The sequence below is a fragment of the Sagittula sp. NFXS13 genome (assembly GCF_040148795.1).
GTDB classification, from domain to species: Bacteria; Pseudomonadota; Alphaproteobacteria; order Rhodobacterales; family Rhodobacteraceae; genus Sagittula; species Sagittula marina.
The window spans coordinates 567,739-580,875 of sequence record NZ_JAGEMH010000003.1; the positions used below are offsets into that span (position 1 = coordinate 567,739).

Here is a 13,137-nt window from a genome sequence, read left to right on the forward strand (position 1 = left end):
TCAGGCGGGAGATCGCCTGAGCCACGCAGACGTGAGCGCTGTATGGTTCTGCGCTCGAAACCGCGCCTATACGGCCACAAATTTTGAGCTTTGATGCGGGATCGCCCCTATTTGCGGCAAAAAAGTCCCGCGATCAGTCGGTGACGGGATAGGCATCTTCGAATCCGTTCGCCTTGATCGTCTTCAGCAGCGCGTCGCGTTCTTGTGTTGTCTGCGCCGGGCCAACGACCACACGCCAAAATGGCTTACCTGATGACGTGCCGGGTTTGACTGATGGGATCAGCCCTGCCTGCCGCATGGCCACGGCCGTGTTCGAGGCATTTTGCTCAACTGAAAAAATGCCGATTTGCAAATATGGTCTGCTCAGCTTGCTTTTCGCGGGGACCGGGACCGGGACCGGCTTCGATGCAGCGGGTGAAAGCGCCGCAGTTTGAGCGGGGGCTGTTACAGTGGGGGCCATATCCAGCGCCCTGGCCGCATTTTCCGAAACAGGGTCCAAGGTGCCTTCGCTCACATCTGGTGCGGCGGTCATAAGCGCTGGACCTGTCGCGCCAACCAGATCTTTGTCCGCGCCGGAAGGCTTGGCGGCCAGGCCTGGTTCAACCTGCTCGCGGCGCAGGGCTACGACGTCAAGTGTTGTCGGTGCGCCTGCCAGCATTCCAAGCGCTGCGGCCGCATCGGACGAAACCTGAAGACGGGGGCCAGGCGTTGCACGCTCCTTACGGAACAGCGCACCGATCACATACTGCCCGTTGTCGGTATTGCGAATGATCGCTCGTTCCGGCTCCTTGACGTCCGGATGCGCGACCCAAACCCCTCCCAGAGACGGGCGGCCGTCCCAAAGACCGGGTTCCTTGGCGGCAAAGATTTCAGGGGCTTCGACATCACGCTCGGTTTCCTGAGCGCCACTGACGCCAGCCGCACCGCGAGACACCTGCTCCCCTTGGGCTTTGGGTTGAAGAAAGCCGGGCATCTGCCCCTCCGTGCAGGCCACCAACACCAGACATGTTGTCAGGAGGAGGGGGGCTCGCAGAAGTCTGCTTTTGGAATTTCTACCGCTCATCAGGTGCCTCTTGCCTTCTGTTGCCGCATTGCGCGACGACGCACCGGGTTGGCCGGTTGCGATGATCTTTGAATTGCAGTTTGGAACTGCGGTGTTGCCTCGGTTCGGGCCGTTTTGCGCCCTTTTGACGTGAGATTAGCCTTTAGCGGGCCTTCTGAAAAGCCTGCAATCTGAAGAGCTGTCGATTTTTCAAACTGAGTGCTTTTAGAATCGCAATTGGCGCGCTAGAGGATCGCCGACCGGAGGTTTGGCAGAGTGGTCGATTGCACTGGTCTTGAAAACCAGCGGGCGTGAGAGCGTCCCCAGGGTTCGAATCCCTGAGCCTCCGCCAAATCTTATGTAGGGGCATGATGAATTTCAGATGTTCCGTGCTCTGATTTTTCATCCCCACATACAGCTCCACATTTGATTTCATCTTTTTACTCCGGCGTGCTGCTGCAACCAGCCTCATGCTTATTGTCAGGCGCTCAACTGATGCCAAGCGGACGCATCCCATAGTAGCGCAACATGTTACTGCACCTTCACTTTCATATTACGGTGAAGGCTGGCGCGAGTATTGCGATCACCCAACTCGAAAAGAGTTGTTTCCGTATGCTTCGGCTGCGGAGACGACCAAAACGACTGAGCAGAATACGGCTGCGCAGTCGGACAATACTGCCCCTAGCATCATCGCAAGCGGGTGCTCTTCTTCTCGACCGTTGAACTGGCGAATGCGCTGGAACAAGAAAAGGCCTTGGGAAAGGCTGGAAAGGTCGCCGAGGCGCTGGTGAAAACCAAATTGGTGCTCCTCCCTCTCACACATGCCGCGCATGTGCTGCCGGGCAGTGGATCGAGGAGGAACCCTCTTTCGGTTTTCGCACGGTGGCGTGGCTGCTGGGGTTCAACAAGACCACGGTGTAGCGGGTTCGACATCTCTCACGAACCGATGGAGTTCGGCATCTCAACAACGGGTGCGGCTGTAAAACCCATTTTGGCGACCTGCGATATCAGCTCTCGGATGGCATGGCCTTGCGAAACGCCGCAATGGTCATTTCTATGAGCTGAGCATGGATTGCGTCACGGGAGACGCCATTCCCGTCGGTACAGATTGGGTCCTCGATGCCTTCCTCAAGGGCAATTTCGGCAGCGTTTGCCTTGCACTCAGGGAACATGGACGCGTGACTGGCCTCTTCGATCACCTGATAATTCGAGCCGGAAATGGCGGCAGCGATCTCCGACGCCTGAATGGTTTGAGGAATTTCGGACAATTTGCCCAAGTTCACGATGGAAACCGGAACCGAAACCTCATCAAGGGATGCAAGGGCGAAGATATCTGCTGGTGCCGGGTCGATTGCCATGGCGAAACGGATCCGGGGGTCGGTATTGTTTCGCCCGGCGGCCCTCTTGTCCATCTTGTGGAGATCTACGCCGCTCTGGTTTATCCAATCGCACAGGGACGCGTTGAGCTCATCCGTGTCGCAATAATTCGCAAAAAGCTCGGGATCGAGCCTGGCACCGACCAGAGAAAGCGCAGTGTTGCCGCCCATCGACAAGCCCAGAACCCCGATCTGATCGTTCGCAAGATGTGGATGGAGCGTCGGGTCCTCCTTGATCGCATCAAGCGTCGCTGAAATGTCGGATGACCTTAACCAGAGCTTCATGGTTTCTGCGGCCGAGCGGTCCCGTCCGGTGTTCCCGGGATGTGTGGGCGCGGCGACGATAAAGCCGTCCTGTGCCAGTGGGGCGGCTATCCAGCTCATCGCCTCGGCACGACCGGCCAGACCCGCCCCGTGGGACAGCAGCACGAGGGGGAATGTACCGTCGCGCACGGATGCTCCCTGCAGGGCCGGTGTCCCCTCAAAGAAGATGTTCTCGCCCAAGGTCACGCTCTCGCCGCCGGTAGAGGCAGGGTACCAGATCGTCACCTCCAGATCGGCTCCCCGTTCCTCGGAGGCGACCGTGATTTTCTGAACGCCGGCCATGTTGTCAGCCGCAAGCGCCTGCACGCAAGACGTGACGACAATCACCCCTGCGATTGTGGCGGATTTCATCATGTTCTTCATCGAGAGACTCCAGGTCGCTGGCAGATTCGTTCTTGATAACACCGTTGGTTTTTTTGAGCCTTTCCACCAGACCCGAACGTCACCTTTGACCGGACAGTGTTGGAAAAGCCTTTGAAACAAAGCGCAGGAATAAAACCAGAGTTTGGTTCCCCTCTAGGTACGTGCGAGGTACACGCAGGATGTCCTGAGCGGGGTGGTTGCCCAAATGCTCTGCAATTTCAGGCCGCTCAACGTCCAAACTCGCTTTCCAATACAGTCTTTGGTTGTTCGCCCTAGGGCAGAAACAAAATGCCCCTACAAATTCTTGCAGGGGCATTCGACTGGTTTGACGCGCGTGTCACTCGGGATCACGGCTGGATCTTCAACATATCCGGTGGGGGAGGGGACTGCGAATTCCCCTCCTCCAATGGTCCGGCCAGAATGCTCACGCCGCGTAGGCTTTTACAGCAAACCGACGATAGAAGGCCTGGTTCTTGTTCGCCATCTCGCGCAGCAGATCCGGACAGTGGAAGCGTGTGCCATATGTCTCTTCCAGCTGATCACAGCGTTCAGCCGCGTAAGGCGTGCCAATCATGTCCAACCAGCTCAATGGACCACCAGACCATGGCGCAAAGCCCCAGCCCAGGATCGCGCCCACGTCGCCTTCGCGGATGTCCATCAGGACGCCTTCTTCCAGCGCGCGCACGGCCTCAAGGCACTGCACGAACAGCAGGCGGTGCTGCACTTCGATCACGCTGGGTTGGTCACCGGACTGCGGATATTGCGCTTTCACCGTCTCCGAAAGCCCCTGACGCTTGCCCTTTTCGTCATAGTCGTAAAAGCCCGCCTTGGTCTTGCGGCCCAGACGTCCTTGTTCTTCCATCCAGAAAATCACTTCGTCGACCTCACCATCGGGGTAGGCGTCGCCCATCCCGGCCTTGGTCGCGCGTGCGATCTTGGCGCCCAGATCAATGGAAGTCTCATCCACCAGCTGCAGCGGACCCAGCGGCATTCCGATCATTTTGGCGGCGTTCTCGATGAGGGCTGGCGACACGCCTTCCTTCACCATGCGGATGCCTTCGTTGATGTAGGGAATGATGCACCGGTTGGCGTAAAAGAACCGCGCGTCGTTCACGACGATCGGCGTCTTGCGGATCTGGCGCACGAAATCGAGCGCTTTGGCCACGGCACGATCCCCGGTTTTCTTGCCCTTGATGATTTCCACAAGCATCATTTTCTCCACCGGAGAGAAGAAGTGGATGCCGATGAACTGCTCCGGGTTTTTGGAGGCTTTCGCCAGTTCCGAAATCGGCAAGGTAGAGGTGTTCGTGGCAAAGATGCAGTCGGCGTTTGTCACTGCATCGACAGCCCTGGTCACCTCGGCCTTGATCTTGGGATCTTCAAAAACGGCTTCGATGATGAGATCGGCGTCAGCAAGTGCGGCATAGTCCGTTGTCGCCGTGATGCGCGACAGGATCTGGTCCTTTTTCTCGGGCGTGGCCTTCTTTCGGGCGATGCCCTTGTCCATGTAGTCGGCGCTGTAGGACTTGCCGCGGTCGGCAGCCTCCTGCTTCTGGTCGATCAGCACCACTTCGATGCCGGCCTGAGCCGACACCAGAGCGATGCCGGCGCCCATCATGCCCGCACCAAGAATGCCGACTTTCTTGACGGTCTGATCAGGCACATCGGCGGGCCGCACCGCGCCCTTTTCAAGCGCTTCCTTGTTGATAAACAGCGAACGGATCATGGCGCCCGACGACGGGTTCATCAGAACATTGGTGAACCAACGTGCCTCGATCTTCAGCGCGGTATCAAACGGCACCAGCGCGCCTTCGTAGACGGCCGACAGCAGCGCCTTGGCCGCCGGATAAACGCCTTTGGTTTTGCCATGCACCATGGCGGAGGCGCCGACAAATGTCATGAAACCGGCCGGGTGGTAAGGCGCGCCGCCGGGCATCTTGTAGCCCTTCGCGTCCCATGGCTTGAGGATATCGGCGTCCTTGGCGGACAGAACCCATTCCTTGGCAGCGGCCAGCGGATCCTCGACCACCTCGTCAATGATGCCTGCCGACTTCGCCTTGGCAGGGGCCATCATCTTGCCTTCGAGCAGATAGGGGGAGGCGCCCATTGCGCCCAGTTTGCGCACCAGGCGCGTGGTGCCGCCCATGCCCGGAAAGATGCCGACCATGATTTCCGGCAGGCCGATCTTGGCCTTGGGATTGTCGGCGCAGAAAATGCGGTGGCAGGCCAGCGGAATTTCCAGGCCGATGCCAAGCGCGGTGCCCGGAAGCGCCGCCGCTACAGGCTTGCCGCCCTTGTTGGTTTTGGGGTCCATACCCGCGCGTTCCAGTTTGCGCAGGATGCCATGCGCGCCCATCACCCCCTCAAACAGACCCCGGGCCGGGTCGTCGCCAGCGCTGTCTTTCATCTGAGCGATGACATTCAGGTCCATGCCGCCAGCAAAGCTGTCCGCTTTGCCAGAGGTGATAACGATGCCCTTCACCGCGTCATCGGCCAGCGCGTCGTCGATCAGCCCGTCGAATTCGGGCCAGGCCTCCATCGACATCACGTTCATGGATTTGCCTTGAACGTCCCAAGTGATGACGGCGACGCCATCGGCGCCTTTATCCATCGTGAAATCAGCCATTTCAGTCTCTCCCATTGCCTCGTGGCGCGTTTGCGCGCTCAATCCAGTTCGAATTTCATGTCCGCGCTGATGCCCGACAGGCCATGCGTCCAATTGATATGTCCCAGCGAGCTGATCACCCGTCCGATGCGCCACACACCGCCGCGACGCTCCACGCGAAAGGTGGTGACAAACGGCTCGACCAGGGTTACCCCCGCGGCGTTGCGGAAATGTACCTCCGCCTCAACCACACACACATCGGGGCTGAGGAAAAACGTCCGCTGCACGCGGCGGTCGATCTCCGTGATCCCCTGTTCGGTTGCGGCCTGTAGATAGAGGGCATAATCCTGTCGCATCTCTTCTTCTGTCGAGATGGTGTAGCCTTCGCCAACCCGCGGATTGATCGTTGCTGGCATGTGAAACGCCGCACGATATGCCTCGAAACGCCCGCCCACCAAGGCCTCCGTCAGGTTGGCAGAAATCGGAGCAAAGATCCCGGCACCGTCCTCGGGCGTATCGGCCGGTGCGCTGCCCTCTCGCGGCATAAAGCGCGTCTGGCCGCCGGACGTTTCCATGCGCAGGTCGTCTTGTGTGTAATGCGCGACCTCCGTGTCGGTCCGCGTGCCGATCACCAGGAAAACAGCCTCCGCATCGGAGCGGTTCACCATGCTGTGCCCATTGGCGACACCGGCCTTGAAGCCAGCGCAGTCGCCCGCAGACAGTTCGGTCTCGCCACTGTCTTCCTCCAGCACCAATGTGCCAGATGTGACCATGACGAATTCGTCTTGATTTTCATGCCAATGCCGCAGCGAGGCCCTCGCTCCCGGCAACAGCCGTACAAGGTTTGCGCCGAATTGCGTTAATCCGGCGGCGTCGCCCAGACGTTGTGAGCTGCGACCGGTGACGGATGCATCAAAAGGCGCCGGGTAGCTGGAATTGGTCCGGATCGGAACGCTGTCGATGTCGAGCTTCGGCATCAGGAATGAGCCTTTTCGTTGGCGAAGGTCTGCACCGGCGAGCCATCGGTCAGGAGGATAGATCCGCTCCGTACTCTCGCCGACCTATGCATCTCGGACGGACGAGGGCAGTGCGAGTGCCCCGTTGTTTCCATTGCGTAAATCGTAGTCAGCTGCGTCGACGCGATTTGATATCTCTGCGCAACGACCGCGCAAAACCCGGTGCTTTCAAAAAGAGCGATGTCGTGTCTCACCAATTTGTTTTCAGAAGCAGCGTAGATGTCACCCAGACGCTCAGGCGTATCGACAACGTCTAAACCCGCGCTTGTGACGATTGTATCGGGCAAGAGGATATGCCGGGCAACTACATCTGAATCGGCGCATTTTGGCGCCGCTCCAAACGTGGTTGGTGTCTGCGCCGCGATGGCGCATGCGCGTTCCTCCTGCCCAGACATCTGGTATCAGACCCTTTCGATGATTGTGGCCGCGCCCATGCCGGAAGCGATGCATAACGTTGCAAGGCCGGTGCCCTTGCCGGTGCGCTCCAGCTCGTCAAGCAGTGTGCCGATGATGATCGCGCCGGTGGCACCCAGTGGATGGCCCATGGCGATCGAACCGCCGTTCACGTTCACCTTGTTGCTGTCCACGTCGAAGGCCTGCATGAACCGCAGCACCACCGAGGCAAATGCTTCGTTCACCTCGAACAGATCAATGTCGGAAATCGACATTCCGCTGTCCTTGAGGATCTTCTCGGTCGCGGGCACCGGTCCGGTCAGCATGATTGTGGGATCGGTGCCGATCTTGCAGGTGGCCCGGATGCGCGCGCGCGGTTTCAGCCCATGAGCTTCGCCGAACTCCTTGTTGCCGATCAGCACAGCAGCTGACCCATCCACGATACCGGACGAGTTGCCCGCATGGTGAACGTGGTTGATGCGCTCCAGATGCGGGTACTTCATCATGGCAATGGTGTCGAAGCCGGGCATGACCTCGCCCATTTCCTTGAACGACGGCTTAAGGCTGCCAATCGCCTGCATATCGGTGCCGGGGCGCATGTACTCGTCATGATCAAGGATGGCGAGGCCGTTCTGGTCGCGCACGGTGATGATCGATTTGGAAAACCGGTTGTCTTCCCAGGCAGCCGCGGCGCGACGTTGAGATTCCACGGCCAAAGCATCGGCATCGTCACGGCTGAAGCCGTACTCGGTCGCAATGATGTCGGCGGAGATGCCCTGCGGCACGAAATATCTGTCCATCGCAACGCTGGGATCCACGGCAATCGCCGCGCCATCGCTGCCCATGGCAACACGGCCCATCATTTCGACGCCGCCCGCGATATAGGCTTGTCCCGCGCCACCTTTGATCTGGTTTGCGGCCAGGTTCACGGCTTCCATGCCAGAGGCACAAAACCGGTTTATCGCCAGGCCCGGAATGGATTCATCAAGATCAGAGGCCAACACGGCAGAGCGCGCCAGACAGCCTCCCTGTTCCATCACTTGGGTCACATTGCCCCAGATGACGTCCTCGACGGCATGTCCTTCGAGGCCGTTGCGCTCTTTTACAGCGTTCAGCACCTGGGCGGACAGGCGCAACGAAGTCACTTCGTGCAAAGCCCCGTCCTTGCGGCCCTTGCCGCGGGGGGTCCGAACGGCGTCGTAGATATAGGCTTCGGTCATGGTATGTCCTTCTGGCGTCGGAATAATCAGGCGCGGTCCGCAGGGGAGCCGGGCATCAGGTCATAGGGGGCTTTCCAACCATCGAGCGCTTCGATGTTGGACAGCCAGCGATCAATGTTGCCGAAGGACGCGCGGACAAAACCGAACGCTTCGGGGTAAAACAGGTAACCACAGCAGGTCAGATCGGCATTTGTCGGCGCATCGCCCACGATCCAGTCGCGACCATCGAGGTGAGTGTCCAAGGTTTTGTACGCCGCTTGCAGGCGCCCCTGGTTGAAAGCGATCACTTCTTCAGGGCGTTTTTCAGCGGGCATGAAGTTCATCAGAAAGCGCGTCATGCCCGCCATTGACGAAAGCTTGTGGTTGTCCCAGAGAACCCAACGGAGCACTTCTCGCTTTTCGACTGACGTGGTGCCGCCAAAATGGCCGTATGTATCGCTGAGATATTGCTGAATGACGCCAGACTGGGTCAGTCGAATGTCGCCATCGACAAGCACCGGGCATTCCCCCATCTCGTTGACTTCGCTGCGATACTCGGGGCTGCGGGTTTCGCCGCCAAAGAAATCGACCTTGACCGGCTCCCAGTCAAGCCCCGCAAGCTCCAGCGCCAGAGCCGCTTTGTAAGAATGCCCGGATTCTCCAAAGCAGTAGAGTTTCATCGTCATTGCGCCGTCCTCCCGTCGCATTTCTGTTCTCCTCCCCATCGGGCGTTTCACACCCTTGGTCCCCCGAGGAGGTATGTCTAAAGCAAAGTCGGTCTTTGCTCACGGAGCATTAACCTTAACGCCCGTAACATGTTTGGGCGGTACAGGCTGAAGAGCCGATGACCGCAAGTGGAGAAGCCCCGTTCCTAGCCAATGGCTCGGGTTCGGCAGGAAGGCCGCATGCTGCCCCGCAGCGGGGCTCGAAAACCGGCCTTCCTGCTTCTCTGCTTCTATAGGTACTCATTTTTACCGCGCTTTTGCTCTTCCCATCTGCACTTGGTTCACCAAGACATTCTACCTTGCTGGAATATCCAGTGGTTCCGCCAAATCAGGATACACCTCCGCCAACATCGCCCCGTGCATCGGCGTTTCCAGTCGCACCAGATACCACGTTTCATCGTCCATCAGCGCCACCATGCCAGTGCGCATTTCAGGCACGCCAAGCCCGGGAAAGGCAGAGACGGCTTCCAGCAAAGCATAGGCGCGGCCGGTGTCGGTTTGCGCCACTTCGGCCCCGTCCAGCTCCACATCGTAGGTCGCACCTTGCAAATCCCCGGCGGTCACGACATCGGTGATTTGCGTGCGCAGCATTTCCTTGAACCCGGTGGCATCGGTTCCAGCCAGATCACCCAGATGGGACAGCAGGGCAGGGGGCATGTAGTCCAATGTCGCGGCCAGATCACCGCTCTCGATCTCTCCCTCAAGCGATGTCACTCTGCCCGTCAGTGCGTCCATTGTCGGTGCATCTGCTTGGGCAAACCCTGCAGGCAACAACATTGCAGCCACCGTCAAGGCTTTGAATATGGGGCTATTTATCATGACTTGCGCTCCTCCAGATCGCTGTTGAACTGCCGTAGGTGATACCCCAACGCCTCAGAGTCTGTGACCCGATCGAAATACTCGAACAGGAAAGACAGCGCCTCTCCCTCGTCCAACCCCGCCTCATGTGCGAACCGTTTCAGATTGCGGAAGCCGTCCTCGGTCATTGCGATAGGAAAACGGCGGGTCAGGCGAAAGCGTTTTGGCATCTGAGCCTCCCGAAAGGTGGGGTGGGGTTTAGCCCACCTTCCTCTCAGAACTGCTCCGCGTCCAGAGACATCACAGGGTCGGCTCCGCTCTCGATGCGCTTCAGATGCGTCGCAGTCATGGGCAGTTGTCGTGCCATGTAGTAGCGCCCGGTTGCGATTTTGCCGTTCAGGAACGCAGCGTCGCTGTCACCCGCGGCCAGCCGATCTTCTGCGGCAATCGCCATGCGCGCCCACATCAGGCCAAGGCAGACGTGGCCGAAGAGATGCATGAAATCATAAGATCCCGACAGCGCCGCATTGGGGGCTTTCATCCCGTTGTTCATGAAGAACATGCCCGCTGCTTGCAGATCCTTGGACGCCGCCTTGAGAGGTTCGCGGAAGTCCGCGTCAAAGCTCTCTGAGCGGCCCTTCGTCTCCTTGATGAACTCAGTCACCATGGAGAAGAAGGCCATGACATGTTTCCCGCCATCCTGCGCCAGCTTGCGGCCAACGAGGTCCAGCGCCTGAACACCGTTTGCGCCTTCGTAGATCATGGCGATCCGCGCGTCGCGTGCGAATTGGGACATGCCCCATTCTTCTATGTAGCCGTGACCGCCGTAAACCTGCTGCGCCTGGATGCACATATCGAACCCGCGGTCGGTCAGGAAACCCTTCACCACCGGTGTCATCAGCGAGATCAGTCCCAATGCCGCCGCATCGTCATTGCGATGTGCCCGGTCGATCATTTGCGCGCCCCACAGAGTGAATGCACGCGCGCCTTCGTTGAACGACTTCTGGTCCAACAGGCTGCGGCGAATGTCCGGGTGCACGATAAGCGGATCGGCCGGGCCATCGGGATTTTCCACACCTGTCACAGACCGGCCCTGAAGCCGATCCTTGGCGTAGGCCAAAGCGTTTTGATAGGCGACTTCCGACTGCGCATATCCCTGAAGGCCGACGCCGACGCGCGCTTCGTTCATCATGGTGAACATCGCGCGCATGCCCTTGTGCTCGGTCCCGATCAGATAGCCGGTCGCTTCATCATAGTTCATCACGCAGGTGGAGTTGCCGTGAATGCCCATTTTATCTTCGAGGTTGCCAACGGAAACGCCATTGCGCTCGCCAACAGTGCCATCTTCGTTCACCAAGAACTTCGGTACGATAAACAGGGACACGCCCTTGATGCCATCCGGCCCACCGGGAATCTTTGCCAGAACAAGGTGGATGACATTTTCGGACATGTCGTGATCACCGGCTGAAATAAAGATCTTCTGCCCGGTGATCTTGTAGCTGCCGTCATCCTGAGGCTCGGCCTTGGTCCGCATCAGGCCGAGGTCGGTGCCGCAATGCGGCTCCGTCAGGTTCATTGTGCCGGTCCACTCACACGTAACCATTTTAGGCAGATACGTCGCCTTCTGCGCGTCTGAGCCATGAGCGTGGATCGCGGAGTAGGCCCCGTGGGTCAAACCCTGATACATGTTGAACGCCATGTTGGCGGCAGAAAACTGTTCCCCGACGGCCGTTGCCACGACATATGGCAAGCCTTGCCCACCGTACTCGGGATCGCAGTCCAAAGCCGTCCAGCCGCCTTGGCGGACTTGGTCAAAGGCGGCTTTGAAGCCTTCAGGCGTGCGCACCACACCGTTTTCCAGAACACAGCCTTGCTGGTCGCCAACCGCATTCAGCGGGGCCAGAACGTCACGCGCCACCTTGCCTGCTTCGTCAAGGATGGCTTCCAATGTCTCACGGTCGAGGTCGTCGTACCCCGGAATGTCCTGCTCTGCGACCTTGAGAAGGTCGTTCAACACGAACATCTGGTCTTTGACGGGTGCGTTGTAGCTCGGCATGGTCTCTCTCCCTAATCGTCACCCGAGGTTTGCATCCCGGGTCAACGGCAGCGAAGTTACTCCGCCGCCTCTTTATTCTCCATTGAGGCGATCATTTTTGCGCCCCACTCCATTTGTTCCTTCAGCTCGCCTATGGCAGCATCCAGATCATCGCGTTGCCGGACCATGTCCGCCATTCGCGTTTCCGCAATCTCATAGGCTTTTTCCAACTGCGTACGTTGCTGGTCGCCCACGGCATAGAGATCCAGAAGCTGGCGAATATCCTCGAGGCTGAAGCCAAAGCGCTTGCCGCGCAAAATCAGCGTCAACCGTGCCCGCTCGCGCTTTGTGTAGAGACGCTTCTGACCTTTCCGGATAGGGGTCAGCAGCTCCTTCTGTTCATAAAAGCGCAGTGTTCTCGGGGTCACATCGTAGGTGTCGCACATCTCCCGAATCGTCATCATTTTTTCATCTGTTGTCATCTCGCGTATCCTTGGTTGCGTAGGCCCAACGCAGAGGGGGCGAGTAACGTCCCATCCTTACAACAAGAAATTCTGTTGACGTAACCTGTACGCTGCGTCACTTTTTTGCTTACGTGGCTTCCTGCATTCGACATATGGTCATGTCGTAACTCTGGCGCAGCACACAAGCCCGCACGGGTCCGGTATTCCCCACCCGTGACGTAACGTCCTGACCAATGGTAAGCTTTAGCCAAACCGCTTTGGCTGGCGATTCATGGGTCTGAGCGGCTATCCGCCAGCGTCCAAGCGCCTTTTTGCCGGACCAAGCCGTCCCTAACGTCAAGCGTTCAGGCTGGCCGATGTCTCGTCTCTGAGGGCCTTCAAATCGGCCATGGCTTCCTCGATCTGAGCCTTCTGCTCCGCGAGTTCACGGAGCTGCCGATCGGCCATGTCCACCCACGCCTCCATCTGCGCTTTCGTGCCTTCTTTTTCGTAGATCTGTAGCCACTGGCGGATGTCTTCCAGCTGGAATCCGAATTTGCGGCCGCGCAGAATCAGGATCATCCGGGCGATTTCGCGCGGTCCATAGTACCGGGACCGCCCCTCGCGCTCGGGGGATAAAAGCTCGATATATTCATAATATCGCAAGGTCCGCGGAGTCACATCGAACTTCGCGCACATTTCCTTGAAGCTCAGACGCACATTTTCCATCGCTTTGCTTCTCCTCTACCCTGAGCACAGGCTATTCCGCCGCGTCCGGAAGGACAACCATCCTGCACATGATTGACCCCTGCGCCGCT

At 58.6% G+C, this 13,137-nt stretch carries 11 protein-coding genes, 1 tRNA gene and 1 pseudogene; 2 read left to right on the forward strand and 11 right to left on the reverse strand.

Features of this window, described 5'->3' with window-relative positions:
• Positions 1 to 133: 133 nt before the first annotated feature.
• Positions 134 to 973, reverse strand: coding sequence for an SPOR domain-containing protein (locus tag J4E08_RS10605; RefSeq protein WP_349538441.1), 840 nt, complete (start codon positions 971 to 973; stop codon positions 134 to 136).
• Positions 974 to 1,304: 331 nt separating this feature from the next.
• Here J4E08_RS10605 and J4E08_RS10610 point away from each other — a divergent pair.
• Both J4E08_RS10610 and J4E08_RS10615 read left to right on the forward strand, forming a co-directional pair.
• A tRNA-Ser gene (locus J4E08_RS10610) sits at positions 1,305 to 1,394 on the forward strand.
• Between the two features lie 333 nt (positions 1,395 to 1,727).
• A pseudogene (locus J4E08_RS10615) lies at positions 1,728 to 1,853 on the forward strand (ATP-binding protein); the annotation flags it as partial.
• Positions 1,854 to 2,049: 196 nt separating this feature from the next.
• Here the strand turns inward: J4E08_RS10615 and J4E08_RS10620 are convergent.
• From J4E08_RS10620 to J4E08_RS10665, 10 genes are all read right to left on the reverse strand, one after another.
• Positions 2,050 to 3,105: an alpha/beta hydrolase family protein gene (locus J4E08_RS10620; RefSeq protein ID WP_349538442.1), complete on the reverse strand. Its 1,056-nt coding sequence runs from the start codon at positions 3,103 to 3,105 to the stop codon at positions 2,050 to 2,052.
• Positions 3,106 to 3,529: 424 nt separating this feature from the next.
• Positions 3,530 to 5,731: a 3-hydroxyacyl-CoA dehydrogenase NAD-binding domain-containing protein gene (locus J4E08_RS10625; protein ID WP_349538443.1), complete on the reverse strand. Its 2,202-nt coding sequence runs from the start codon at positions 5,729 to 5,731 to the stop codon at positions 3,530 to 3,532.
• Between the two features lie 38 nt (positions 5,732 to 5,769).
• A complete protein-coding gene (locus J4E08_RS10630) occupies positions 5,770 to 6,687 on the reverse strand; it encodes a cupin domain-containing protein (protein ID WP_349538444.1) in 918 nt (305 codons plus the stop codon).
• Between the two features lie 440 nt (positions 6,688 to 7,127).
• Entirely contained in the window at positions 7,128 to 8,339 is a 1,212-nt protein-coding gene (locus J4E08_RS10635) for an acetyl-CoA C-acetyltransferase (protein ID WP_349538445.1), read from the reverse strand.
• 26 nt (positions 8,340 to 8,365) lie between these two features.
• The gene (locus tag J4E08_RS10640) at positions 8,366 to 9,004 is read right to left on the reverse strand and encodes a glutathione S-transferase family protein (protein WP_349538495.1); all 639 of its coding nucleotides are present in this window, start codon (positions 9,002 to 9,004) and stop codon (positions 8,366 to 8,368) included.
• A 333-nt stretch (positions 9,005 to 9,337) separates the two neighbouring features.
• On the reverse strand, positions 9,338 to 9,862 hold the full coding sequence (locus J4E08_RS10645) for a hypothetical protein (protein ID WP_349538446.1): 525 nt from the start codon (positions 9,860 to 9,862) through the stop codon (positions 9,338 to 9,340).
• Entirely contained in the window at positions 9,859 to 10,071 is a 213-nt protein-coding gene (locus tag J4E08_RS10650; protein WP_349538447.1) for a hypothetical protein, read from the reverse strand. Before J4E08_RS10650 ends, J4E08_RS10645 begins: the two co-directional genes overlap by 4 nt.
• A gap of 44 nt (positions 10,072 to 10,115) precedes the next feature.
• The gene (locus J4E08_RS10655; RefSeq protein ID WP_349538448.1) at positions 10,116 to 11,897 is read right to left on the reverse strand and encodes an acyl-CoA dehydrogenase C-terminal domain-containing protein; all 1,782 of its coding nucleotides are present in this window, start codon (positions 11,895 to 11,897) and stop codon (positions 10,116 to 10,118) included.
• Positions 11,898 to 11,953: 56 nt separating this feature from the next.
• Positions 11,954 to 12,358: a MerR family transcriptional regulator gene (locus tag J4E08_RS10660; protein ID WP_349538449.1), complete on the reverse strand. Its 405-nt coding sequence runs from the start codon at positions 12,356 to 12,358 to the stop codon at positions 11,954 to 11,956.
• A gap of 318 nt (positions 12,359 to 12,676) precedes the next feature.
• Positions 12,677 to 13,048, reverse strand: a complete 372-nt coding sequence (locus J4E08_RS10665; protein WP_349538450.1) for a MerR family transcriptional regulator — start codon at positions 13,046 to 13,048, stop codon at positions 12,677 to 12,679.
• Positions 13,049 to 13,137 lie beyond the last annotated feature (89 nt).